Source organism: Streptomyces sp. NPDC046379 (genome assembly GCF_055587785.1).
Genome location: NZ_JBVJFP010000001.1, coordinates 296,420 through 319,690 on the forward strand (window position 1 = coordinate 296,420; position 23,271 = coordinate 319,690).

Annotated in this window: 22 protein-coding genes and 1 pseudogene; 10 read left to right on the forward strand and 13 right to left on the reverse strand. The window is 70.3% G+C overall.

All coding sequences use genetic code 11. The features are described from left to right. Positions 1-17: 17 nt before the first annotated feature. Positions 18-473 carry a MarR family winged helix-turn-helix transcriptional regulator gene (locus tag ACZ6KF_RS01365; protein WP_356627599.1) on the reverse strand — a complete coding sequence of 152 codons (456 nt, stop codon included), beginning with the start codon at positions 471-473 and terminating at the stop codon, positions 18-20. Between the two features lie 107 nt (positions 474-580). Between ACZ6KF_RS01365 and ACZ6KF_RS01370 the strand changes: the two genes are divergently transcribed. Then, positions 581-1,579: an NADP-dependent oxidoreductase gene (locus ACZ6KF_RS01370; protein ID WP_356627600.1), complete on the forward strand. Its 999-nt coding sequence runs from the start codon at positions 581-583 to the stop codon at positions 1,577-1,579. A 16-nt stretch (positions 1,580-1,595) separates the two neighbouring features. On the opposite strand, the gene ACZ6KF_RS01375 is transcribed toward ACZ6KF_RS01370, so the two are convergent. Both ACZ6KF_RS01375 and ACZ6KF_RS01380 read right to left on the reverse strand, forming a co-directional pair. Next, complete coding sequence (locus tag ACZ6KF_RS01375) at positions 1,596-2,762, reverse strand: serine hydrolase domain-containing protein (protein ID WP_469157993.1); 1,167 nt, start codon at positions 2,760-2,762, stop codon at positions 1,596-1,598. A 94-nt stretch (positions 2,763-2,856) separates the two neighbouring features. Next, positions 2,857-3,720 (reverse strand): SCO2400 family protein, encoded by an 864-nt coding sequence (locus tag ACZ6KF_RS01380; protein ID WP_469236722.1) that lies wholly within the window; start codon positions 3,718-3,720, stop codon positions 2,857-2,859. Positions 3,721-3,999: 279 nt separating this feature from the next. Between ACZ6KF_RS01380 and ACZ6KF_RS01385 the strand changes: the two genes are divergently transcribed. The 7 genes from ACZ6KF_RS01385 (at position 4,000) to ACZ6KF_RS01415 (ending at position 12,610) form a co-directional block, all read left to right on the forward strand. After that, positions 4,000-5,163, forward strand: a complete 1,164-nt coding sequence (locus ACZ6KF_RS01385; RefSeq protein WP_356627603.1) for a mandelate racemase/muconate lactonizing enzyme family protein — start codon at positions 4,000-4,002, stop codon at positions 5,161-5,163. After that, a complete protein-coding gene (locus ACZ6KF_RS01390; protein WP_469236724.1) occupies positions 5,160-6,164 on the forward strand; it encodes a zinc-dependent alcohol dehydrogenase in 1,005 nt (334 codons plus the stop codon). Before ACZ6KF_RS01385 ends, ACZ6KF_RS01390 begins: the two co-directional genes overlap by 4 nt. 244 nt (positions 6,165-6,408) lie before the next feature. Next, positions 6,409-7,374, forward strand: a complete 966-nt coding sequence (locus tag ACZ6KF_RS01395) for a glycosyltransferase family protein (protein WP_469236727.1) — start codon at positions 6,409-6,411, stop codon at positions 7,372-7,374. 87 nt (positions 7,375-7,461) lie between these two features. Continuing rightward, positions 7,462-8,574, forward strand: coding sequence for a multiple monosaccharide ABC transporter substrate-binding protein (gene chvE / locus ACZ6KF_RS01400; RefSeq protein ID WP_356627606.1), 1,113 nt, complete (start codon positions 7,462-7,464; stop codon positions 8,572-8,574). Between the two features lie 43 nt (positions 8,575-8,617). Beyond that, positions 8,618-10,168: a multiple monosaccharide ABC transporter ATP-binding protein gene (mmsA, locus tag ACZ6KF_RS01405; RefSeq protein WP_356627607.1), complete on the forward strand. Its 1,551-nt coding sequence runs from the start codon at positions 8,618-8,620 to the stop codon at positions 10,166-10,168. Beyond that, entirely contained in the window at positions 10,165-11,409 is a 1,245-nt protein-coding gene (gene mmsB, locus ACZ6KF_RS01410) for a multiple monosaccharide ABC transporter permease (RefSeq protein WP_356627608.1), read from the forward strand. Before mmsA ends, mmsB begins: the two co-directional genes overlap by 4 nt. A 55-nt stretch (positions 11,410-11,464) precedes the next feature. Then, positions 11,465-12,610 carry an aldose epimerase family protein gene (locus ACZ6KF_RS01415; RefSeq protein WP_356627609.1) on the forward strand — a complete coding sequence of 382 codons (1,146 nt, stop codon included), beginning with the start codon at positions 11,465-11,467 and terminating at the stop codon, positions 12,608-12,610. Between the two features lie 166 nt (positions 12,611-12,776). On the opposite strand, the gene ACZ6KF_RS01420 is transcribed toward ACZ6KF_RS01415, so the two are convergent. Both ACZ6KF_RS01420 and ACZ6KF_RS01425 read right to left on the reverse strand, forming a co-directional pair. Then, positions 12,777-14,213, reverse strand: coding sequence for a family 43 glycosylhydrolase (locus ACZ6KF_RS01420; RefSeq protein WP_356627610.1), 1,437 nt, complete (start codon positions 14,211-14,213; stop codon positions 12,777-12,779). Beyond that, positions 14,195-15,178: an arabinan endo-1,5-alpha-L-arabinosidase gene (locus ACZ6KF_RS01425; protein ID WP_356627611.1), complete on the reverse strand. Its 984-nt coding sequence runs from the start codon at positions 15,176-15,178 to the stop codon at positions 14,195-14,197. The genes ACZ6KF_RS01420 and ACZ6KF_RS01425 overlap by 19 nt, the downstream gene beginning before the upstream one ends. A gap of 551 nt (positions 15,179-15,729) precedes the next feature. Here ACZ6KF_RS01425 and ACZ6KF_RS01430 point away from each other — a divergent pair. Next, positions 15,730-16,956 carry a chymotrypsin family serine protease gene (locus ACZ6KF_RS01430; RefSeq protein ID WP_469236730.1) on the forward strand — a complete coding sequence of 409 codons (1,227 nt, stop codon included), beginning with the start codon at positions 15,730-15,732 and terminating at the stop codon, positions 16,954-16,956. Here ACZ6KF_RS01430 and ACZ6KF_RS01435 read toward each other — a convergent pair whose 3' ends face one another. Then, positions 16,957-17,895, reverse strand: coding sequence for an NADP-dependent oxidoreductase (locus ACZ6KF_RS01435; RefSeq protein WP_469236732.1), 939 nt, complete (start codon positions 17,893-17,895; stop codon positions 16,957-16,959). 132 nt (positions 17,896-18,027) lie between these two features. On the opposite strand from ACZ6KF_RS01435, the gene ACZ6KF_RS01440 reads away from it, so the two are divergent. After that, entirely contained in the window at positions 18,028-18,438 is a 411-nt protein-coding gene (locus ACZ6KF_RS01440) for a winged helix-turn-helix transcriptional regulator (protein WP_356627614.1), read from the forward strand. On the opposite strand, the gene ACZ6KF_RS01445 is transcribed toward ACZ6KF_RS01440, so the two are convergent. The 7 genes and pseudogenes from ACZ6KF_RS01445 to ACZ6KF_RS01475 form a co-directional block, all read right to left on the reverse strand. Beyond that, positions 18,416-19,588 (reverse strand): MerR family transcriptional regulator, encoded by a 1,173-nt coding sequence (locus ACZ6KF_RS01445; RefSeq protein ID WP_469236735.1) that lies wholly within the window; start codon positions 19,586-19,588, stop codon positions 18,416-18,418. The genes ACZ6KF_RS01440 and ACZ6KF_RS01445 overlap by 23 nt on opposite strands. 6 nt (positions 19,589-19,594) lie before the next feature. Then, on the reverse strand, positions 19,595-20,296 hold the full coding sequence (locus ACZ6KF_RS01450; RefSeq protein WP_469236738.1) for a HEAT repeat domain-containing protein: 702 nt from the start codon (positions 20,294-20,296) through the stop codon (positions 19,595-19,597). Positions 20,297-20,473: 177 nt separating this feature from the next. Continuing rightward, positions 20,474-20,932: a hypothetical protein gene (locus ACZ6KF_RS01455; protein ID WP_469157983.1), complete on the reverse strand. Its 459-nt coding sequence runs from the start codon at positions 20,930-20,932 to the stop codon at positions 20,474-20,476. Between the two features lie 120 nt (positions 20,933-21,052). After that, positions 21,053-21,571, reverse strand: coding sequence for a hypothetical protein (locus ACZ6KF_RS01460; RefSeq protein WP_469236741.1), 519 nt, complete (start codon positions 21,569-21,571; stop codon positions 21,053-21,055). Then, positions 21,568-22,203, reverse strand: coding sequence for a hypothetical protein (locus ACZ6KF_RS01465; RefSeq protein WP_469237200.1), 636 nt, complete (start codon positions 22,201-22,203; stop codon positions 21,568-21,570). Before ACZ6KF_RS01465 ends, ACZ6KF_RS01460 begins: the two co-directional genes overlap by 4 nt. Before the next feature lie 150 nt (positions 22,204-22,353). After that, a pseudogene (locus ACZ6KF_RS01470) lies at positions 22,354-22,569 on the reverse strand (RHS repeat-associated core domain-containing protein); the annotation flags it as partial. A gap of 157 nt (positions 22,570-22,726) precedes the next feature. Next, positions 22,727-23,188 (reverse strand): RrF2 family transcriptional regulator, encoded by a 462-nt coding sequence (locus ACZ6KF_RS01475; RefSeq protein WP_356627617.1) that lies wholly within the window; start codon positions 23,186-23,188, stop codon positions 22,727-22,729. Positions 23,189-23,271 lie beyond the last annotated feature (83 nt).

The following is a 23,271-nucleotide window of genomic DNA, read 5'->3' on the forward strand; positions in this document are numbered from 1 at the left end:
ACTCTAGCCGCCGGGACTCAGCGGGCCTCCCCGGCCTCCACGTCCAGCATCCGGCGCAGCAGTTCCCGCAGGGTGTGGCGCTCGATCTCGGTGAGGCCGGCCAGCGGCTCACGGGCGAATCCGAGGGACTCGCGCAGGCTGCGGGCGACGCGGCGGCCCTCCTCGGTCGCCGCCGCGAGCTTCACGCGGCGGTCGGCGGGGTCGGGGCGGCGCTCCACGAGACCGCGCGTCTCCAGGCGGTCCACGATGCCGGTGACGTTCGACGGCTCGCACTTCAGCTTGTGCGCCAGCTTGCGCATGGGGAGCGGTTCGAGACAGAGCAGGCCGAGGAGCTTGGCCTGCGCGCCGGTGAGCGCGTGCTCGGCTGCGGCCTCCTCGTACTCGTCGTGGTAGCGGGCCACGACCGTGCCGATGAGGTCCACGACCTCCAGGGTCACTTCGTCCGGGCGGGATCTGTGCGGTGTGGCGGCCATGGCTTCAGGATACCCCCATTGCTTGACAACATGAAACTTTCAGGCACATGATTGTTTCAGTTACTGAAACATACGACGCAGATCGTCGGAAAGGCACAGGCGCTCCCATGATCAACCGCGAGTGGCATCTCCTCAGCCGTCCGGTCGGCCGGCCCCGGCCGGAGGACTTCGCCCTGGTCGAGGCCGAGGTCCCCACGCCGCGCGAGGGCCAGGTGCTGGTGCGAAACGAGTACCTCTCGGTGGACCCGTACATGCGCGGCAGGATGTCGGCCGCGAAGTCGTACGTCGCCCCGTTCGAGCTGGGCAAGGCCATGCAGGGCGGCGCGGTGGGCGAGGTCGTCGCGTCCGACGCCGAGGGCTTCGCCGTGGGCGACCACGTCCTGCACTTCCTCGGCTGGCGGGAGTACGCCGCGCTGGACGCCCGGCACGCGGTCAAGGTCGACCCGCAGGCCGCTCCCCTCTCGGCGTACCTCGGCGTCCTCGGCATGACCGGCCTCACCGCCTACGCGGGCCTGCTGCGCACGGCGTCCTTCAAGGAGGGCGACTCCGTCTTCGTGTCGGGCGCGGCCGGAGCGGTGGGCAGCCAGGTGGGGCAGACAGCCCGCCTCAAGGGCGCGTCGCGGGTGATCGGCTCGGCGGGGTCGGACGAGAAGGTCAGGCTGCTGCTGGAGGAGTACGGCTTCGACGCCGCCTTCAACTACAAGAACGGCCCCGTCGCCCAGCAGCTGCGCGAGGCCGCCCCGGACGGGATCGACGTCTACTTCGACAACGTCGGCGGCGACCATCTGGAGGCCGCGATCGGCTCCCTCAAGGAGGGCGGCCGGATAGCGGTCTGCGGAATGATCTCCGTCTACAACAACACCGAGCCCGCCCCCGGCCCGCGCAACCTCGCCCGGCTGATCCAGACCCGCGGCCGGATCGAGGGCTTCCTCGTCGGCGACCACTACGACCTCCAGCCGCAGTTCTTCCAGGAGGTCGGCCCGTGGGTGGCCTCCGGCGAGCTGAAGTACCGCGAGACGGTCGTCGAGGGCATCGAGAACAACCTGGAGGCGTTCCTCGGCGTCCTGCGCGGCGACAACACCGGCAAGATGATCGTCAAGCTCTGACCGTCAAGCTCTGCCGTCAAGCTCTGATCGCCGCGAGCGCGGCGCGGTGCGCGGCCCGGACGAAGCGCTCGTTCTCCGGTGCGGCTCCGCCGGGGAAGGCGATCCGGCGGCGGGTGTAGCCGTAGGCGAGTCCGCTGCGCGGGTCGGCGAAGGCCTGGGCGCCGCCCGCGCCGCTGTGCCCGAAGGCGCCGGCGCCGAGGAAGGGGTAGGCGGTGTCGGCCGTGGCCTGGAATCCGAGGCCGTACGCCCTGTGGGCGCGGGAGACGAGGTCGTGGCCGACCGAGTGGATCCGCCCGACCTCGGCGACGGTGTCCGGCTCCAGCAGCGGCGGCCTGCCGTCGACCTCGCCGGTCGCCGCCGCGTACATCCGGGCGAGCCCGCGCGCGGAGGCGACGCCGCCCGCGGAGGCGGGGCCCTTGGCGCGGACGGTGCGGGAGTTGGGGTGGTCGATCAGGTCCTTGGCGCCCGGCGCATGGGTGTTGAAGGCGATGGCGGCGAGGGTGTGCGGTCCGTCGTCCAGGGCCTCCGCGTCGAGCACGGCCTGCTGCTCGGGCGTGGGCGCCATCGGCTGCACGGAGCGGTAGCGGGGCTCCAGGGCCTCGGGCAGCCCGAGGTGGAAGTCGAGCCCGTACGGGGCGCGCACCCGCTCCTCGTACACCTCCTGGAGCGTGCGTCCGGTCGCCCGCAGGACGACCTCGCCGACGAGCGCCCCGATGACCAGGGCGTGATAGCCGAAGGCGGTGCCGGGCCGCCAGAAGGGCCGCTGCCCGGCGAGCCGTTCGGCGATGGCACGGTCGTCGGCCTCCTCGTCCCGCGTGAACCCCGCGTCGGTCCCCACGACACCCGCCCGGTGCGCGGCCAGCTCCCGGACGGTCACCTCCCCCTTGCCCTCGGCGGCGAACTCCGGCCAGTAGTCGGCCACCGCCCGGTCCAGCTCGACGGCCCCGTCCTGCGCCGTCAGCGCGAGGACGAGATGAGCGGCCCCCTTGGTGCAGGAGAACACCCCGTAGAGCGAGTCGCCGGCGACCCCGTCCCCGGCCCACAGGTCGACCACCCGACGGCCGTGCGCGTAGACGCACAACTGCCCCTCGTAGTCCTCCCGCTCCCCCGCCACGAAGGCGGCGAACTCCTCCCGCACACCCTCGAACCCGTCGGCGACGGTCCCGCGTACTTCCTGGCTCATGGCGCCTGCCTCACCCTTCGTGCGTCGACTCGGCCCCGTGGACGCCGGGCCGGCCTCCGAGCCGATTCGGGCGGAGGCGTCCGCGTCGACGACCCTACGCGCACCACCACAGGAACCGCTCGCACGTCTGTGTCGGGTCCGGTTGCGGGGTCGTCTTCGGGGGGTTCGGGGCTTTCGTGGGGGCCGTGGTCGGGGCCGCCGGCGGAGGCGGGGAGTCGGGGGCCGTGGTCGTGGGGGGCGGTGAGGGCGGGGCCGAGGTGGTCGGCTCGGAGGGCCGGGTGGAGGAGGGGTCGTCCTCGGGACTCGGCTCGGCCTTCTCCTTCTCCTTTTCGGACGTCGACGGGGACGCCGAGACGGCCGGATCGGCCGTGCCGGTGTACGGCGTGTCGGCCATGTCGGAGGGCGACTCCTCCGGCGTGTCGGACTCCGCCGCCGCCGCGTCCGCCGCCGTGCGGCCGGGGGAGGCCGGTGGGGCGTCCCGGCCCAGTTCCGCGAGGCTGAGGCCCGCGGCGGCCAGGGTGAAGCCCGTGGTGATCAGCAGGACACGCCGACGACGGCGACGGTGGATCGCCGCCTTGCGGTCCCGGCGGGTCGGGGCGGAGGCGGAGAGGGCCGACCGACGGTCGCCGACGGGGGCCGAAGGGGGATCGTCGGCGGAGCCCTGCCAGGAGTCGTCGGCGGAGCCCGACCGGGGGCCGTCGGCGGGGTCGGCCGCGTCCAGGCCAGGGGCGGCCGCGTGCCGGTCGGGGGCGGGTGCGCCCCGGTCGGGGGTGACCGCGTGCCGGTCGGGCGCGGGGGTCCCCCAGGGCTCTGGCGATGAGGCATGGGCCGCGGGCTGTTCGTACGGCTCGTACGGCTCGTAGGCCTCGTACGCCCCCGGCCGCTGCGCCGGTGTGCCGCAGCCCGGGCAGGCGAGGGCGCCGTTCAGGTGCCGTCGGCACGGGTGGCAGTAGTCCATGACGCGGGAAGGCTAGGTTCCGGGCCGCGGCCGATGGGCGGGGTCGCTGTGAAGATTCTGTGCGGAACTGCCCGTTCCGGTGCGGCGGTTGAGGGATAGCACCGGCATCCCGCCCCTACCTCCCGAAACGGCCGTCGAAAGCGGGTTTCGAAAGTGCCGAAAGTGTTGTGCGTTCGACCCATTGACACCCCCGCCGTGCGCTCCTTACTGTCACGCCAGCATTTCGAACGAGTGCCGAAATCTCGAACAGAGTCGACGTTCTCTCAAGGGGCAACTGCCGTGCGCATCACCGGAATCAGCACCCACGTGGTCGGAACGCCCTGGCGCAACCTGACCTACGTCCAAGTGCACACCGACGAGGGCCTCACCGGAGTCGGCGAGACCCGGATGCTGGGTCACACCGACGCCCTCCTCGGCTACCTGAAGGAGGCCGAGGTCAATCACATTCTCGGCTCCGACCCCTTCGCCGTGGAAGACCTTGTCCGCCGTATGAAGTACGGCGACTACGGCCGGGCCGGGGAGATCGTGATGTCCGGCATCGCCGTGATCGAGATGGCCTGCTGGGACATCAAGGGCAAGGCCCTCGGCGTGCCCGTGTGGCAGCTGCTCGGCGGCAAGGTGACCGACAAGGTCAAGGCGTACGCCAACGGCTGGTACACCACCGAACGCACCCCCGAGGCGTACCACAAGGCCGCGCAGGGCGTCATGGAGCGCGGATACCGGGCGCTGAAGATCGACCCCTTCGGCACCGGGCACTTCGAGCTGGACCACCAGCAGACGATGTACGCGGTGTCGCTGATCGAGGCCGTGCGCGACGCCATCGGCCCCGAGGCCGAGCTGATGCTGGAGATGCACGGCCGCTTCTCCCCCGCCACGGCCGTGCGGCTGGCGAACGAGCTGGCGCCGTTCAAGCCGGCCTGGCTGGAGGAGCCGGTGCCGCCGGAGAACCTCAAGGCGCTGGAGAAGGTCGCCGCGAAGGTCGACATCCCGGTGGCGACGGGCGAGCGCATCCACGACCGGATCGAGTTCCGCGAGCTGTTCGACAGCCAGGCCGTCGACATCATCCAGCCGGACGTCGGCCACCTCGGCGGCATCTGGGAGACCCGGAAGCTGGCCGCGACCGCCGAGACCCACTACATGCTGGTCGCCCCGCACAACGTCGGCGGCTCGGTGCTGACCGCCGCCTCCCTCCAGGTCGGCTTCACCTCGCCGAACTTCAAGATCCTTGAGCACTTCAACGACTTCGCGGACGCCGAGATCAAGAAGGTCGTCAAGGGCGCCCCGCAGGTGAACCCGGAGGACGGCTGCTTCCACCTCTCCGACGCCCCCGGCCTCGGCGTGGAGCTGGACACCGACGCCGCCGCCGAGTTCCCGCAGCAGCAGGCCCGCTTCGACCTGTGGGCCGAGGGCTGGGAGCAGCGCAAGCCGAAGGCCGCCAAGTGAGCACGGCCGTCGTCGTCCAGGCACCCGGCGAGCACCGGCTCGTATCCCACGAGCCGCGCCCGCCGGAGGCCGGCGAGGCCCTGGTGCGGGTGCACGCGGTGGGCATCTGCGGCAGCGACCGCGAGGTCTACCAGGGCAACCGGCCCGAGGGCTACGTCCGTTACCCGCTCACCCCGGGCCACGAGTGGTCCGGCACGGTGGAGGCGGTCGGCGCGGGCGTGCCCAAGGCGCTGGTCGGCCGCAAGGTGGTCGGGGAGGGCTTCCGCAACTGCCAGGTGTGCGACCGCTGTCACGCGGGCGAGACCACGCTGTGCACGCACGGCTACGAGGAGACCGGCTTCACCCAGCCGGGCGCGATGGCCGCCACCCTCACCCTCCCGGCGCGGCTGCTGCACCCCCTGCCCGACGACGCCGACCTCACCGCCGCCGCCCTGCTGGAGCCGGCCGCCTGCATCGCCGCCGCCGCGCTGAAGGCGAACGCCCGGCCCGGCGAGCGGGTGGCCGTCGTCGGCACCGGCACCCTCGGGATGTTCGCGGTGCAGTTCCTGCGCGCGACCTCCCCGGCCGAGCTGCTGGTGGTCGGCACCCGCCGGGACCGCGAGGCCCTGTCCCTGGGGTTCGGGGCCACCGGCTTCCGCACCAAGGACGAGGAACTCCCCGGCGGCTTCGACGTCGTCGTCGAGACGGCGGGCTCCGCGGACGCCGCCCGCACCGCCGCCGCCCTGCTGCGTCGCGGCGGCCGGCTGGTCCTGACGGGCATCCCGGCGCCCGGCGCCGACGGTCTGGACCCGACGGACCTGGTCGTACGGCAGCTGGAGGTGCACACCGTCTTCGGGGCGCCCCCGGACGCCTGGTCGCACACCGTCCGGGTGTTCGCGGCCGGACTGCTCGACCCGGCGCCGCTGGTCACCCACGAACTGCCGCTCACCGAGTTCACGCAGGCCATCGACCTGGTGGGGGCCGGCGATCCCAAGGTGGGCAAGGTGCTCCTGCGGCCCTAGGGGTGTCCGGCGCCCCGCCCTCACAGCCGTACGCCGGTACGGGGGCGACCCGACGGCCTCCGTGCCGGCGTACATCCAGCCCTCCTTCCAGCCCACCCCGACCCTCCACGCCTCGACGCGCGAACCTCGTCCGATGTCCCGGCCGGCCCGGCATCCCGACGCGACGGACTTCCTGACACGACGGACCTCCCGGCGCGACGGACTCCCGGCCGGCCCGGACATCACGAACACCGAAGGACACCTTGTGACCGACCCTTCCGCCCCGGCAGCCCGCAGGCCCGGCGAGCAGGCGCTCGCCGCACTCGGCCTGGGCGCTCCCGCCCTCGACCCCGCCGACGCCTCGCCGCACGCCTTCCCCGACGGCGGCCGCTGGCGCACCGAGATCCCCTCGTGCGAGGGTCCCGAGGCGCTGGCGGTCGTCCTCAAGGAGGCCTCCCGCCTGGACGTGCCGATCCACCGCATCAGCCAGGGCAGCGGCGTGTGGATGCTGACCGACGCCGAGATCACCGAGATGGTCGAGGCGACCGCCGAACGCGACATCGAACTCTGCCTGTTCACCGGCCCCCGCGGCACCTGGGACATCGGCGGCTCGACCCGGACCGACTCGCGCGGCGCCGGACTGCGGGCGCGCGGCCACGACGCGGTCGCCGGCTGCGTCGAGGACGCGGTGCGCGCGACCGAACTGGGCGTCAGGTGCCTGCTGGTCGCCGACGAGGGCGTGCTGTGGACGCTGCACCGGGCGCGCGAGGCGGGGATCCTCCCGGCCGACACGACGCTGAAGGTGTCGGCGCTGATCGGCCCCGTCAACCCGGCCGCGTTCGCGGTGTACGAGCGGCTGGGCGCGGACTCGGTCAACGTGCCCAGCGATCTGACGCTGGGTCACCTCACCGAGATCCGCCGGGTGTCCGCCGCCCCGATGGACATGTACATCGAGGCGCCCGACGACCTCGGCGGCTACGTCCGGATGTACGAGGTGGCCGAGCTGATCCGGCGGGGCGCGCCGCTCTATCTGAAGTTCGGCCTGTCCAAGGCCCCGGGCATCTACCCGTACGGCGCCCACATGCGGGACCTGACCCTGGACACGGCCCGGGAGCGGGTGCGGCGCGGCCGGCTCGCCCTGGACCTGCTCGCCCGGCACGGCGCGGACGGCGACATGGCCGCGCTCGGCAGCCGATTGCCGGGAAAGCTCGACCGGTTCGAAATCTCGTAACGTTCCGGCAACGCCCTCACCACAAGACCGCACAGCGGCGCACACTTTCCCACACCTCTTGCCCTGCACACATCAAGGATGATGACCATGCGCAACCGCAGAGCCGCACTCGCCTCCCTGGCCACCGCAGCCTCCCTCGCCCTCACCCTCTCCGCCTGCGGGCAGAGCAGCGAGGGCGGCAGCGAGGAGGGCAAGGGCGGCAGCGAGGGCGCCACCATCGGCATCTCGATGCCCACGAAGTCCTCCGAGCGGTGGATAGCCGACGGCGACAACGTGGTCAAGAACCTGGAGGCGAAGGGCTACGAGACCAAGCTGGTCTTCGGCGAGGACAAGCCGGACCAGCAGGTCTCGCAGATCGAGAACATGATCGCGCAGGGCGTGGACGCGCTGATCGTCGCCGCGATCGACAACAAGTCGCTGAACAACGTCCTGCAGCAGGCCAAGGACGCCGACATCCCCGTGATCTCGTACGACCGTCTCATCCTCGGCACCGAGAACGTGGACTACTACGCGTCGTTCGACAACGAGAAGGTCGGCGAGCTGCAGGGCACGTACATCGTCGAGCAGCTCGGGCTGAAGGACGGCAGCGAGAAGGGGCCGTTCAACCTGGAGCTGTTCGCCGGCTCCAACGACGACAACAACACGCGCTACTTCTTCCAGGGCGCGATGAACGTCCTGCAGCCGTACATCGACAAGAAGCAGCTCGTCGTCCGCTCCGGCCAGACCGAGCTGACCCAGGTGACCACCCTGCGCTGGGACGGCGCCACCGCGCAGCGCCGCATGGACGACATCCTCACCAAGTCCTACAAGTCCGAGAAGGTCGACGCGGTCCTCTCGCCGTACGACGGCATCTCCATCGGCATCCTGTCGGCGCTGAAGTCGGACAACTACGGCTCCAAGAGCAAGCCGCTGCCGATCGTCACCGGGCAGGACGCCGAGGTCGCCTCGGTGAAGTCGATCATCGCGGACGAGCAGTCGATGACCGTCTACAAGGACACCCGCGAGCTGGCCAAGGTGTCCGCGAACATGGTCGACGCCCTGCTCAACGACAAGAAGCCCGAGGTCAACGACGAGAAGACCTACGACAACGGGTCGAAGGTCGTGCCGGCGTACCTGCTGGAGCCGGTCAGCGTGGACAAGGAGAACTACCAGGAGGCCGTCGTCGACTCCGGCTACATCGAGGAGAGCGACCTCAAGTAGCCCCACCTCCCACCGTCCGCACCACTGACTGGAAGGCACGACCATGGCGGGACCCGTCCTGGAAATGCGCTCGATCGTCAAGACCTTTCCCGGCGTCAAGGCGTTGTCGGACGTCACTCTGGCGGTCCGTCAGGGCGAGGTCCACGCCATCTGCGGGGAGAACGGCGCCGGCAAGTCGACCCTGATGAAGGTCCTCTCCGGCGTCCACCCGCACGGCAGTTACGAGGGCGAGATCCTCTTCGAGCAGGAGGTCTGCCGCTTCAAGGACATCCGGGCCAGCGAGCAGCACGGCATCGTGATCATCCACCAGGAGCTGGCCCTGGTGCCGTACCTGTCCATCGCGGAGAACATCTTTCTCGGCAACGAGCACGCCTCCCGCGGCTTCGTCAACTGGAACGAGACGCTGCGGCACGCCACGCAGCTGCTGCGCCGGGTCGGTCTGGACGACCACCCGGAGACCCGCGTCGCCGACATCGGCGTGGGCAAGCAGCAACTGGTGGAGATCGCCAAGGCGCTGGCGAAGAAGGTGAAGCTGCTCATCCTCGACGAGCCGACCGCGGCGCTCAACGACGAGGACAGCGGCAAACTCCTGGACCTGATCCTGGAGTTGAAGAAACAGGGCATCACCTCGATCATCATCTCCCACAAGCTGAACGAGATCCGCCGGGTCGCCGACTCGGTGACCATCCTGCGCGACGGGCGGTCGATCGAGACCCTCGACGTGAAGGCTCCGGAGACCACCGAGGACCGGATCATCAGCGGCATGGTCGGCCGCGACCTCGACCACCGCTTCCCCGAGCGCACCCCGCACGAGCCGGAGGCGGGCGCGGCCCCGGCCCTGGAGATCCGCAACTGGACCGTGCACCACCCCATCGACCGGACCCGCAAGGTGGTCGACGACGTGTCGATCAGCGTCCGGCGCGGGGAGATCGTCGGCATCGCGGGCCTGATGGGCGCCGGCCGCACCGAGCTGGCGATGAGCGTGTTCGGGCGGACCTACGGCCGGTACGCGGCGGGCACGGTCCTCAAGGACGGCCGGGAGATCCGGACCCGGTCCGTCGCCGACGCCGTCGCGCACGGGATCGCGTACGTCACCGAGGACCGCAAGCACTACGGGCTCAACCTCATCGACACCATCAACCGGAACATCTCCCTGACCGCGCTGGACAAGGTGGCCCGGCGGGGCGTGGTGGACGAGCACGAGGAGCGGCAGGTCGCCGAGGGCTTCCGCAAGTCCATGAACATCAAGGCGCCCACCGTCTTCGAACCGGTGGGCAAGCTGTCCGGCGGCAACCAGCAGAAGGTCGTCCTCAGCAAGTGGATCTTCGCCGGTCCCGATGTGCTGATCCTGGACGAGCCGACGCGCGGCATCGACGTCGGGGCGAAGTACGAGATCTACACGGTCATCGACCGACTGGCCGCCCAGGGCAAGGCGGTCGTCTTCATCTCCTCCGAGCTGCCGGAGCTGCTCGGCATGTGCGACCGCATCTACACGATGGCGGCCGGCCGGCTGACCGGTGAGTTCTCGCGGGCCGAGGCCTCACAGGAATCGCTGATGCGTCAGATGACGAAGGACAAAGAGGTAACCCGATGAGCACCGATGTGACCGCCAAGACGCCGGCCCCGGCGCCGCCCGGCAAGGGCGGCGCGGCCTCGGGCGCCGGCCTGCTGCAGCTGATGCTGGACGGCATGCGCCGCAACATGCGGCAGTACGGCATGCTGATCGCGCTCGGCCTGATCGTGGCGCTGTTCGCGGTGCTCACCGACGGCGACCTGCTGCTGCCGCGCAACGTCTCCAACCTGGTGCTGCAGAACAGCTACATCCTGGTCCTCGCCGTCGGCATGATGATGGTGATCATCGCGGGCCACATCGATCTGTCGGTCGGCTCGCTGACGGCGTTCGTGGGCGCGTTCGCCGCCGTGCTGACCGTGCAGCACGACATCCCCTGGCCGGCCGCCGTGGTGCTGTGCCTGCTGGTCGGCGCGGTGGCGGGCGCGGTGCAGGGCTTCTTCATCGCCTACGGCGGCATACCGTCGTTCATCGTCACCCTCGCCGGCATGCTGATCTTCCGCGGCTTCACCGAGATCCTGCTGGAGGGCCAGACCCTCGGCCCCTTCCCGGAGGGCATGCAGAAGCTGGGCAACGGCTTCCTGCCCGAGACCGGCCCGGAGACCAACTACCACAACATCACGCTGCTGCTCGGCCTCGCGCTGATCGTCTTCGCGGTGCTCCAGGAGGTCCGGGACCGCAAGCGGCAGCAGGAGTTCTCCCTCGAGGTGCTGCCGCGCAACATCTTCCTGCTCAAGCTCGTCGCGATCGTCTCCGCGATCCTCGTCGTGACCCTGCTGCTCGCCAGCTACAAGGGCGCGCCGATCGTGCTGCTGATCCTCGGCGTGCTGGTGGTCGGCTACGGCTACGTCATGCGCAACGCCGTCTTCGGCCGTCACATCTACGCCATCGGCGGCAACCTGCCGGCGGCCAAGCTGTCCGGTGTGAAGGACAAGAAGGTCACCTTCCTGGTCTTCGTGAACATGGGCGCGCTCGCGGCCCTGGCGGGCATGGCGATCGCCGCCCGCCTCAACGCGGCCTCGCCGAAGGCGGGCCTGAACTACGAACTCGAGGCCATCGCCTCGGCGTTCATCGGCGGCGCGTCCATGAGCGGCGGCGTGGGAACCGTCCTCGGCGCGATCATCGGCGGCCTCGTCCTCGGCGTGCTGAACAACGGCATGAACCTCCTCAACGTCGGCACCGACTGGCAGCAGGTCATCAAGGGCTTCGCCCTGCTGGCCGCGGTCGGGTTCGACGTGTGGAACAAGCGCAGGGTCGGTTCGTAAGTCGCTCGGGCCCCGCTCCGAAGGAGCGGGGCCCCTTCTCTTCCAGGAGCCGCACATGGAACTGAGCAGACGTACCGTCATCGCCGGGGCGGCCGCCGCCGGTGTCACCGCCGCGATGAGCGGCACCGCACACGCCAGGGGAGGGCACAGGCCCGTGAAGGAACTCTTCGGCACGCTCGCCGACGGGACCGAGGTGCATCGCTGGTCGCTGGAGAACGGCGGCACGCGGATGAAGGTCCTCTCCTACGGCGGCATCGTGCAGTCACTGGAGGTCCCGGACCGGCGCGGCCGGTACGCCAACGTGTCGCTGGGCTTCGACGACCTGGCCGACTACGTCGCCTCCAGCCCGTACTTCGGCGCGCTGATCGGCCGGTACGGCAACCGCATCGGCAAGGGCCGCTTCACCCTGGACGGCACGGAGTACCAGGTCTCCGTCAACGACGGCGAGAACAGCCTGCACGGCGGGGCGCAGGGCTTCGACAAGCGGGTCTGGGACGTCGAGCCGTTCACCGAGGGCACGGACACCGGGCTGCGGCTGCGCCACACCAGCGCCGACGGCGAGATGGGCTACCCGGGCACGCTGCGCACCACGGTGACGTACACCCTGACCCGGTCCGGCGACTGGCGCATCGACTACGAGGCCACCACCGACCGGCCGACCGTCGTCAACCTCACCAGCCACGTCTACTTCAACCTGGCCGGCGAGTCGAGCGGCACGGTGTACGACCACGAGCTGTCCATCGCCGCCTCCCGCTACACGCCGGTCGACTCGGGCCTGATCCCCACGGGCGAGCGCGCGCGGACCGCGGGCACCCCGTTCGACTTCCGCCGGGCCAAGACGGTCGGCGAGGACATCCGGGCGCCGCACCAGCAGCTGCTGTACGGCCAGGGTTTCGACCACAACTGGGTCCTCGACAAGGGCATCACCGCCCGGCCCGAGCACGTCGCCACCCTGCGCGACCCGCGTTCGGGCCGCACGATGCGGATCGCCACCACCGAGCCGGGCCTCCAGTTCTACTCGGGCAACTTCCTCGACGGCACGCTCGTCGGCACCGGCGGCTCGGTCTACCGGCAGGGCGACGCACTGTGCCTGGAGACCCAGCACTTCCCGGACTCGCCCAACAAGCCGTCGTTCCCGTCGACGGTGCTGCGCCCCGGCCAGACCTACCGGTCGACGACGGTGCACTCCTTCGACGCGTGAACGGTCAACGCCCTCGACGCGTGAGCTGAACGGCGGCCCGCCCGCCTCCGTATGTACGGGTGGCCCGTGCTCCCCCGCACGGGCCACCCGGAGGCGGAGGCGACCGGGTGGCCCGGCGCGCCAGCCTGGCCCGTCCCCGCGGGGACGGGCCAGGCTGGCTGAGTCCCTACACCGGGTTCAGCCGCCACTGCTGGCAGCCGTTGTTCAGCCACGTCCACTGCCGTACGTCGGCCGCGTCCGCGGTGGAGCAGTCCGCCACGTCGGCGACCTTGCCGGAGGCCTGGTTGACGATCCGGACGTGCCCGGAGTCCGTGGCGACGAACCGGAACCGCTGGCAGGTGTTGTCGAGCCAGCCCCACTGCCGCAGGTCGGCCCCGTCGGCGGCCGAGCAGTCGGCGGTGTCGAGGACCTTGCCGGTGGCCACGTTCAGCAGCCGGTGGGTGTCGTCGCCCAGGTCCTCCAGCCGCCAGCGCTGGTGGGCGCCGCCGTTGCAGGCGTACTGCTGCACATTGGCGCCGTCCGCCGTCGAACCGCCCGCCACCTCCAGGCACTTGCCGCTGTTGCGGTTGGTGAGGGTGTACGTCCGCTGCACCCCGGACGGCTCGCCCGACGGCCCGGCCAGGGACGCCCCGAGCGCGACCGGCGTGCCGAGGTTCGGCGTGCCGTCCGCGTTCCAGGTGAACTTCTGCGCCCGCGCGGTACGGCCGTTGTCGCAGCCCTCGGAGGCGGCGTCGTTGGCGTGGTAGACGATCCAGCTCTCCGCGCCGTCGGGCGAGGTGAAGAAGCCGTGGTGACCGGGCCCGTACACGCCCGCCGCGTCGTTGCGCTGGAAGTCCGGGGTGGACTTCTTCGTCCAGGACGCCGCGGACAGCGGGTCGGACCCGGTGAGGGTGAGCCGCCCGAGCTTGTAGTCCGGGGTCCAGCAGCCGCTCGCCGAGAAGTACAGGAAGGTCCTGCCGCCCCGCTGGAGGATCTCCGGCCCCTCGTTGACGGGCGCGCCCGACCGCTCCCACGCGTGGGTGGGCGTGGAGACGGTGGAGAAGGACCCGCTGACGGTGTACGGGTTGGACATCCGCGCGGCGACGATGTTCTGCGTGCCGTTGGCGTGGGTGCTGCCGAAGACGTACAGCCGGCCGTTGATGGTGGCGACCGTCGGATCCAGCATCCATGCGGAGTTGAGTTGGCCCCGGTAGGTGTACGGCCCCATGGGGTCGGAGCCGGTGCTCTCCAGGACGTGACTGCGCTGGGTGGGGTTGTAGTCGGACACGTTCTGCCCGGCGACGTAGTACAGGTACCAGCGGCCGTTGAGGTAGTGCAGTTCGGGCGCCCAGATGTTGCAGCACCGCGAGGCCGCGTCGCCCTGCCAGACCTGGACGCTCGGCGCGGTGGACAGCCCGGCCAGGGTGGCGGACTTGCGGATGGTGATGACGTCGGTCCAGCTGGTGGAGACCAGGTAGTAGTTGCCGGAGTGGTGGACGATCCAGGGGTCGGCGCCCTTCTGGGCCTTGACCGGGTTGGCGAACGAGGCCGCGCTCGCGGAGGGCTGTCCGACCGCCAGGGCCAGCAGCAGCGCGGCGAGCAGGGTCAGTAGGCGACGGGCCATCCGGAGCTCCAGTTCAGGAGGTTGACGCCGAGCTTCGGAGTGCCGTTGTCCTGGCCGTCGTAGTAGTGGTAGACGATCAGGTCGCCGTCGACGTCGTTCATGATCGACTGGCCGCCGGGGCCGATGTAGCGGCCGTGCGACTCCAGCACCGGGGTGCCGCCGTTGTTCATCATGCTGACGCCGTTCTTGTCGTAGTACGGCCCGGTGACCCTGGTGGCCCGGCCGACCTTGACCTTGTACGTGGAGCCGGTGCCGGCGCAGCAGGTGTCGTACGAGGCGAACAGGTAGTAGTAGCTGCCCCGCTTGACGATGTACGGCGCTTCGACGGCCTTGGTCCCTGTGGGGCGGGAGGCGAGGGAGTAGCGGGTGGTGTTGGTGGAGAGCTGCTTTCCGGTGGACGGGTTGATCTGGATCATCTTGATCCCGGTCCACCAGCTTCCGAACGACAGCCACCACTTGCCGTCGCTGTCGACGAACAGGTTCGGGTCGATGGCGTTGAAGTCGCTGGAGGAGCTGGAGCTGTAGACGATGCCCTGGTCGCTCCACGAGCCCGGGAGGCCGGTGGTGGAGGTGGCCAGTCCGATGGCCGAGGTGTTGGAGCCGAACTTCGAGACGGAGTAGTACAGCAGGTACTTGCCGCCGTGGTACGAGATGTCCGGCGCCCAGGCCTCCGGCACGGAGGAGTAGGTCGACCACCAGCCCGGCCGGCTGGAGAAGGCGTCGGCGCCCGCGCTGAACGCTGTGCGGTTGCTCGACGTCTTGCTGGCGATGCCGCCGCCGGTGGCGTAGAGCAGGTACTGCCCGGACGAGGTGCGGATCATCGTCGGGTCGTGCGTGACGACGGACCCCGTGACGGTGCCGGGGTTCGGGTACGCCGACGCGCTGGTCGGCACCAGCGCGAGGAGGAGTGCTGCGGGGAGGGCGAGGAGGAGGCGGGGCGTGCGGGGGGTTCTTGTGCGGCTCATGGGGACGCTCCCGTTCTGGATTTCGAACAACGATCGTCACTGCGAACGGAACGTAGAATCGAACCCCTTGCGCGTCAATGGTTCGCGCAACGGCGGAACGACATCGGGCTCGGGCGGGACAACTGCCGGAAGGTTGAGCCCTCTTGACGAGTGGCCGATACATCACACTGGAACACACGTACGGTTATCACTCGTTGACGAATTGCGCGCCCCTCACGCCCGGAGAACGCGCCCACCTGCGACAACTTCCCCACCCGCGTGACAATCGGCCGTCGATTTTCGGCCGTGGTGGAACTGATTCCCCGGAGGCGCCTCGCAACGGCGGCGGCAGGAGTGACCCTCGGGACGTGCTCGTCCGGCCCCCACCCGCCGGACCGTGCCCCGCAAGGGCACTGACGTCCCCCGCTTCACGGCCGTGCCCCCCGGCGGAGCTGTTCCGCGAGTGCGCAGTACGACCTTAATCAGCGGTACTGGGCGGGTATTTCCGACTCTACCGTTACGCCCGACATATCGTCACCTCGCGCGTCGCGGGGTCCGACCTGGAGGCACAGATGAAGAAAGCGATCCACCGTGCGCTCGTCCTCGCGGGCGCACTGGCCCTGCTGCCGATCATGGCGGTGTCGGCCAACGCGGAACCACCCGGCCCGCTGTCCGTCGAGGCGGTGGCGGCGATGACGCCGGAGGAACAGGCCGAGGCACTCGAGCCGTTGCGGCTGGCGGCCGACGCCGCCGCCCAGGTGGGACAGGGCGCCCGCGCGGACATCTACACGCAGGTCGAGATGGCCTCCGACTACCGCTCGGTCAACGTCTACCTGACCGACGTGGACGAGCGCGGCGCGTTCCTGGCCGCGGTCCGCAAGGTGAACCCGAAGGTGGACACGGACCTGATCAACGTGGTCCGCGGCGAGAAGTCCCGGCAGCAGCTGAGGAAGGAGATCTCGGACCTCACCGGCCGCGCCGACCTGCCCTTCAAGGTGGAGATGGCGGGCAGCTCTGTCGACGGCGGCACGATCGAACTGGCCGTGGACGAGCCCGAGGCCGCGAGAGCGTACCTCGCCTCGCCGGCCGTCGCCCGCGAGCGCGCCGACGCCGGCGGAACGGAGGTCCGCGTCAGGAGGGCGCCGCCGGCGAAGCCGCTCAGCCGGTGGAACGACACCTCCCCGTTCTACGCGGGCGCCGCGCTCGGCCCCGCGTCCGGCAGCCTGGCGCAGTGCACGAGCGGCATCCCCGCCATCAGCACGTGGGACGGACGGCAGTGGCTGGTCACCGCAGGCCACTGCTACAACGTCGGCACCCACGTCCACGCGGCCGGCGGCAACTACATCGGCCAGGTCAAGTACAAGCGGGCCGACCTGGACTCGGCGTTCATCGAGGCGCCGACCTACCGGCGCACCTGGGACGGCACCGACGCGACGGGGTACTCCCGCTACCTCAACGGCGTGCGCAACGTCGCGGTCGGCGACTTCACCTGCCAGCTCGGCTACAACTCCAAGGTCGTCTGCAACATCCGGACGGTCTACGCCGGCAACGTCTCCTGGAACGTCAACGGCACCACCGTGTGGGGGAGTTACGGCGTCCCCCACTACGGCGGCGTCGTCGGCCGGGGCGGTGACAGCGGCGGCCCGGTCATCTACATCAACGACCCCGACTCCCGTCAGCTCAACGGCATCGTGAGCGTCGGCTTCGGCTGCGGCCCCTCCGGCTGCACCACCGGCCTCGGCTGGGTCGACGTATGGTCGATCTTCAACGGGTTCGCCATCAAGCTGAACCCGTCCTGATCACGGAGTGAGGACGATCTTGCCGGTCGTCCGCTTCTCCTCGATCGCCCGGTGGGCCGCCGCCGCCTCCGCCAGCGGATACGTCCGTTGCACGCGGACGCGCAGGCGGCCCGCTTCGATGCGTTCGCTGATGCGCTCCATCGCCTCGCCGGAGGGGGCGGCCGTGACCCAGGCGTAGCGCAGCCCGCGGGCCGCCGCCCGCCGCTCGTCGGTGCCCGGGTCGATGGACGCGCCGACGAGGATGCCGCCCGGCCGCAGCACGTCCAGGGAACGCGGCCCGTAGGAACCGCCGACGAGGTCCAGGACGGCGTCCACCGGGGCGGTGGCGGACCGGAAGTCGACGTCGGTGTGGTCGATGAGTTCGTCGGCGCCCAGGTCCTCGAGGAAGCCGTGCTTGTCGGCGCGCGCGGTGCCGATGACGTACGCCCCCAGCTCCTTGGCGAGCTGCACCGCCACATGCCCCACCCCGCCCGCGGCGGCGTGGACGAGCACCCGGTCGCCGGGCCGCACCCGGGCCAGTACGGCCAGTGCCTGCCAGGCCGTGAGCGCGACGAGGGGCACGCCGCCCGCCTCCACCAGGCCGGTGTCGCGCGGCTTGCGGGCGAGCGCGGCGGCCGGCGCCACGGTGAACTCGGCGTAGGCTCCGCGCCCGGTGACGGCCAGCATGCCGTACACCTCGTCGCCGGGGACGAACCGCGTGACGCCCTCGCCGATCCGCTCCACCACGCCGGAGACGTCGTTGCCCGGCGTCCACGGCAGGGCGACCAGCTCCGGCACGCGGCCGGACCGCAGCACCGCGTCCCCCGGATTGACGCCGGCGCCGGCGACCCGCACGAGCACCTCCCCGGGCCCGGGTTCGGGCACGTCGGTCTCGACGTGGACCAGCGTCTCGGGGCCGCCGAACTCCGACTGGACGATGGCGTGCATACGGGCGGGCATCGGAACTCCTCGGCAGAACGGGTGCGGTGGCGTGCGTTTCGCGCATTTCGCCGCGCGTCGCGCGGCGCGTTCATGGTCGGCCGGGCCGATGTCCGAACGGAAGTACGCACTTTTCTGATATCGAGGTTCCTCATGGATACCGGCTTCGATCTGAGAGAACACGGCGGCGTGGATGTCTTCCTGCGCGACTGCCCTACCCGCGCCGTGCTGGAGCTGATCGCCGGCAAGTGGACCATGCTGGTGCTGGTGGCCCTGGAGGACGGCCGCCCCATGCGCTTCGCCGAGCTGCGGCGCAGGCTGGACGGGGTGACGCCGAAGGTCCTGACACAGACGCTGCGCGCCCTGGAGCGCGAGGGACTGCTGACCCGCACGGTGCATCCGACGGTGCCGCCGTGCGTGGAGTACCGGCTGACCGGGCTGGGGCGCGAGGTGGGGGGCCTGGTGCAGACGATCACCGACTGGTCGAAGGCGAACATCGAGGCGATCGAGGCGGCGCGCAGGCGGTTCGACGAGCGCGCCGCTACCGCACCGGGCGGATCGTGAGCACGTAGGCCGCGGTGAGCGCGACGGCACGGTCGTCGTCGTGGGCCAGGTCTTCGAGGGCGCGGGTCGCGGTGCTTCCGGGGATGTCCGCGAGCGCCTGGGTCAGCCGCCGGCGTACGGGCGCGTCGGCGGCGGCGTGGGCGAGACGGCCGACGAGCGCGGCGGCGATCCGCTCCGCCGTCTCGGGACGGCCGGCCAGCGCGCTCAGCACGTCGGCCGCGTCGACGTCGTTCGCCTCCTCCACGACCATGTCGACCAGGCCGGGGATCGCGTCGGCCACACCGCGCGCCCCGAGCGCGAGGGCGGCGTGCCGGCGGACCTCGGCGTCCGGGTGCGGGAGCGCGACGTCGAGGAGCAGCGCGGTCGGGTCGCCGCGCGGTTGCGCGGGCGGGTCGCCGTGCGGCAGCGCGGACGCCTGGCCGCCGTACGGCAGGTCGGTCGCCTCGCCGGGCGGCGGGTCGGTCGCCTCGCCGGGCGGCGGGTCGGTCGTCTCGCCCTCGTGCGGCGGCCCGGTCTCCTCCACGTCGCCGTGCGGCAACTCGGCGATGGCCCGGACGGCGCGCCCGCGCACCTCGGCGGCCGGTGAGCGCAGGCCCTCGGCGAGCGGGGCCAGTGCCCCCCGGCCGCCCGACCGCGCCAGGGCCCAGCGCAGGGCGCCGGCCACGTTCGGGTCCGACTCGCCGAGCACCGCCTCGACCAGCGCCTCCACGGGCACCGCGGCCTCCGCCTCCTCGACCGAGGACAGGGCGGCACGCTGCCGCGTCCCTGCGTTCGTGGACCTCAACGCCCTCAGCAGGGCGACGACTTGGAGAACGTCGTCCCAGTCCCCCGGTTCCGCGGCGCTGATCCGGCGGAGCCGGGTGAGCAGCTCGGTCTCGGCGGCGATGCGTTCCCGGGTCTGCCGGATCAGGTCGTCCACGAGTTCCGAGGGTGTGAACCCCGGATCGTCGAGGGCCCGCCCGACGTCCCGCAGCGACAGTCCGAGCGACCGCAGGCTCTCGATGTGGAAGATCCGCCGGATGTCGTCGCCGGAGTACTCGCGGTACCCGGCGCCGCTGCGCCCCGTCGGCCGCACCAACCCCAGCGCGTCGTAGTGCCGGAGCATCCGGGCGCTGACCCCGGACAGCCGCGCCACCTCACCGATCAGCACCGTCCGTCATCCCTCCTGCCCGGCGGCCCGCCCGAGGGCGACGACGCGCTTGGCCTCCTCGACGGCGAACGCGAATCCGGCCTCGGGGTCACGCAGCAGCCGCTCCGTGGCCATCGCGTGCGCCCGTACGTCGTCGTCGCCGTCCATCCTGGCAGCGCGCAGCGCCGGCACGATCACCTCGCCGAGGGCGATCAGCGCCCGGCTGAGGCTGAGCCGCGTCTCGCGCCCGCCACGGCCCAGTTGCGAGGCGAGCACCGCGGCCAGTGCCGGCTCCTCCCCCTCGGGCACGAGCACGGCCGCCGCCCGCCAGGCGCTGCGCGCGACCTCGTCGTCGGCGTCGGTGAGCAGCGCACGGGTGAGCGCCGGCCACGCCCGCCGGTCGCCGATCTTGGACAGCGTGTGCAACGCCTGGCCGCGGGCCTGCGCCCGCTCCGAGCGCAGCTCCGCGAGCAGCGCCGGGAGCGTCAGGGACACGGGGTGGCGGGTGAGGGCCCAGGTGAGGGTGTCGCGGACGAAGAACTCGGGCTCGACCGCACAGCGTGCGACGAGCGGGCCGACGTAGCGCGGGTCGGGTTCCGCACCGACAGCCATCGCCGCCCGCAGCCGCACGGAGGGCCGGGCGTCCTCCAGGGCGCCGAGCAGGCGAGCCGCGCCGGTCCCCCGCCCGCGTCCCGATTCCTGTTCCTGTTCCTGTTCCTGTGTGGCCATGGGACCACCTCCTCGACGCCAGTGAAGGGGTTGTCACCGTGTCAAGGTCAACCGCAGTGGCCGGACAGGACGCCCTGCCGCCGGGCGTGAACCACGTGAACCGTTCGGGCGCGGGACGGCAAGTACGAGTGAACGACGTTGCCGCAGCGGCCCCACCATTCACCTACACTTTCACCTTCACCTCGCCCATGGACCCTTCATGACTGATTCCCCGTGCCGCCCCGCACCACCGCAGGACGGCACCCCCGGCGGCGATACGGTCGCGGGGGACGCCGCGCTGATCGCGGCACCCCCGACGAGCCGGAACGCTTTGCCGCGATCTTCGACCGGCACGCGCCCGCCATCCACCGGTACGTCGCCCGCCGCCTCGGCCGGGACGCGGCCGACGACGTCACCGCGGAGACGTTCCTGACCGCTTTCCGCATACGGGCCCGTTTCGACGCGGACCGGGCCGGCGTACGACCGTGGCTGCACGGGATCGCCGCCATGCAGATCGGCCGGCACCGCAGGGAGGAGGTCAGGGCGCTGGCGTTTGGCCAACGGCACGGATGCCATCCGATGCTTGTCCGGACTCCTCGCCGCACTTGGCCTGACACGCATCAGCACCTCCTCGAGCGGTAAAGGATCCAGAATCACCTCTGCAGTTTCCCACTACTTCCCGGCAGCAGTTGCGCTTCAGCACACGACTGCTGCCGGGAATTCCTGCTGTCCCGCTTGCGGGAGACGCCGCCCCATCCAGTTTGCATACCGCCAGTACTAGCTGGGACTTTCGCTGCGGCAGGGAATCTGGGCGTCTATTTGCTGACGCGTCAAGACTTTACCCGGCTCCGTCATGAATTGATCACTATTCAGCGACACGCCTTCCAAGCGCGTCAAGTCGACCGGCGCATCAAGGCCCTCAATCAGGCGGTCCGCATCCTTTTCCTGCACTGTGACGAAGAAGAGATCAGGCAAGCCCCCCCTCATGGGTTGCCTCTCATGCCTGAAGCTCCCGGTACCACCGACTGTGAAGAGCCCTTCGGCCACTCTATCGGAGACTGGATCTTCCGCTTGCCACACTCTTTTGACATTGACGTCGTCCTCACTGACACGCACATCAACCGCGGCACCATAGACGGAAGAGCCAGCGCAGAGAGGATAGGCAATGAGGACGTCACCAGCGCTCGTCAGCTTGTATCCAAATTCGGCCGGGTTGGGCCCCGGGTAGGTGCAGCCGGGGATGACCAGAAAAGCGGCCGCAGCGCCGGGAACAACCCGAGCCAACTGTCTAATCACCTGACGCATTGGAGGTACCCCCCATCCTTCCAATCAGCCGCCTCCTCGTAGATGTTGTGACACGGGTCAAAACCCTCCAGGAAGTACAGAGGAGCAAAAAACTCCCCAGCACTGTCCCACTGCTCAGCATGGACACGCTCATGCTTGAGCCTTGCGGGCTTGGTCCAGGCAGGATTGTAACCAGTTACATACGTGTGCCCCACAGTCGTTCCACCCCTGGCATAAATCGGCACCGATGTGCGGCACACGGTGAGACCACCACTGTCGTCGCAGTCGGCCCCGACCGCCTCTGCAAGTAGATTGTATCCTTTGCCGATAGCGAAGCTACTCACCTTGTTCCGAAATCGCAGGCCCCCTTTGAGCAGTCCACCGATGACATCCCCCAAATGCTTGCTCTCCGACGCCGAAGCACCAGGCTGTGGATGGTTCTTGGCATCCAAGCGCCAGAAGATCTCCCGACACACCTCGTCGCATTCTTCGGGGAAATCCCATGCCAGCATGGCGGCCGCTTCTATTTCGAAAGCATGATCATAGGTAGGCAATACCCCGAAACCGGCGAGAAGCCGATCAGCCGCAGCCTTCCGAGCGATGCTCCTGGCACTCCGGGCCTCCTGGTAGTAGATCTTCCCCAAGCACGCCCAATTGCAGTATCTCCCCTCCGCATCCTTTTGGGCCTGGCCGGGCTCGCCAAGCGTGTGGCCATTACCGTCGTGGGTAGCAGGCTCAGGCATGGGGTCACCGTCATCCGGACATGGGATGCCCTCCGGGCCCTGGCTGCCGCAAGCAAGGGCCAAACCGGTGGGATCACTGTGAGTTGCTGGGTTTTGAGCAGCGTAGCTGTATCCGTTGAGGGTTTGCGGCAGCTCTGTCTGAAGGACGGGGTCGACACTGAGGAACTGTCCGATCCCAGGGTCGTACTCTCGGGCGCCAATGTGCGTAAGGCCCGTCCGGGTGTCCGCGGTCTTGCCAAGGAAGCCTTTGTCGTCCGGCCAAGCCGTCGCGCCGGCGCATGAATGGCCGATTCTCACTACTCACCCATATCCGACCGGCAGCGTGAGATCGACGGTGAGCGAATTGAACATGGCACTCCGATGAACTCCGACTCCCGGTCAGGGAAAACGGCAGACAAACAGCCGCCCCCGCCCGCCGCCGGACTCAAACGGGGTTCTCCCACGACGCCGGTTCCGCCGCCAGTTCGCGGACCGGTTCGGGGAGGGCGTCCGCGGCTATGTCGGCGATGGTGACGCCCTCCAGGATCTTGCGGACGTTGGCGCGCAGGGCGATCCACAGGGGGAGCAGCGGCTCGGCGGAGCCCTGGTAGGTCAGCCCGGTCGGGCGTTCGCCGCGTACGGAGACGATCGGTCCGTCCACGGTGCGGATGATGTCCGCGACGGTGATCTCCGAGGCCGGACGCGCCAGCCGGTACCCGCCGCTGCCGCCCCGCCGGCTCTCCACGACGCCGCCGCGGCGCAGGTCGCCGAGGATCCCCTCCAGGAACTTGTGCGGAATGTCCTGCGCGGCGGCGACCGTCTCCGCCTTCACCGGTCCCTCGTCCTGCCGTACGGCCAGCTCCAGTACCGCCCGTACCGCGTAGTCCGCCCTTGCCGAGATCCTCATGGGTCCAGGATCTCCCAGGCCGGGGTAACGGCCCAACCGGGGTGTACTGCTGCCCCGGCCGCCGGAAGGCTGTCGCAGTGTCA

What these genes read in the sequence shown, in the direction of transcription:
- ACZ6KF_RS01435 (WP_469236732.1), bottom strand. Translation starts at nt 17,895, where the DNA reads ATGCCCGCCCGTATGCACGCCATCGTCCAGTCGGAGTTCGGCGGCCCC.
- ACZ6KF_RS01425 (WP_356627611.1), bottom strand. Translation starts at nt 15,178, where the DNA reads ATGAGCCGCACAAGAACCCCCCGCACGCCCCGCCTCCTCCTCGCCCTC.
- ACZ6KF_RS01370 (WP_356627600.1), top strand. Translation starts at nt 581, where the DNA reads ATGATCAACCGCGAGTGGCATCTCCTCAGCCGTCCGGTCGGCCGGCCC.
- ACZ6KF_RS01380 (WP_469236722.1), bottom strand. Translation starts at nt 3,720, where the DNA reads ATGGACTACTGCCACCCGTGCCGACGGCACCTGAACGGCGCCCTCGCC.
- ACZ6KF_RS01475 (WP_356627617.1), bottom strand. Translation starts at nt 23,188, where the DNA reads ATGAGGATCTCGGCAAGGGCGGACTACGCGGTACGGGCGGTACTGGAG.
- ACZ6KF_RS01420 (WP_356627610.1), bottom strand. Translation starts at nt 14,213, where the DNA reads ATGGCCCGTCGCCTACTGACCCTGCTCGCCGCGCTGCTGCTGGCCCTG.
- chvE (WP_356627606.1), top strand. Translation starts at nt 7,462, where the DNA reads ATGCGCAACCGCAGAGCCGCACTCGCCTCCCTGGCCACCGCAGCCTCC.
- ACZ6KF_RS01365 (WP_356627599.1), bottom strand. Translation starts at nt 473, where the DNA reads ATGGCCGCCACACCGCACAGATCCCGCCCGGACGAAGTGACCCTGGAG.
- mmsB (WP_356627608.1), top strand. Translation starts at nt 10,165, where the DNA reads ATGAGCACCGATGTGACCGCCAAGACGCCGGCCCCGGCGCCGCCCGGC.
- mmsA (WP_356627607.1), top strand. Translation starts at nt 8,618, where the DNA reads ATGGCGGGACCCGTCCTGGAAATGCGCTCGATCGTCAAGACCTTTCCC.
- ACZ6KF_RS01430 (WP_469236730.1), top strand. Translation starts at nt 15,730, where the DNA reads ATGAAGAAAGCGATCCACCGTGCGCTCGTCCTCGCGGGCGCACTGGCC.
- ACZ6KF_RS01415 (WP_356627609.1), top strand. Translation starts at nt 11,465, where the DNA reads ATGGAACTGAGCAGACGTACCGTCATCGCCGGGGCGGCCGCCGCCGGT.
- ACZ6KF_RS01375 (WP_469157993.1), bottom strand. Translation starts at nt 2,762, where the DNA reads ATGAGCCAGGAAGTACGCGGGACCGTCGCCGACGGGTTCGAGGGTGTG.
- ACZ6KF_RS01450 (WP_469236738.1), bottom strand. Translation starts at nt 20,296, where the DNA reads ATGGCCACACAGGAACAGGAACAGGAACAGGAATCGGGACGCGGGCGG.
- ACZ6KF_RS01440 (WP_356627614.1), top strand. Translation starts at nt 18,028, where the DNA reads ATGGATACCGGCTTCGATCTGAGAGAACACGGCGGCGTGGATGTCTTC.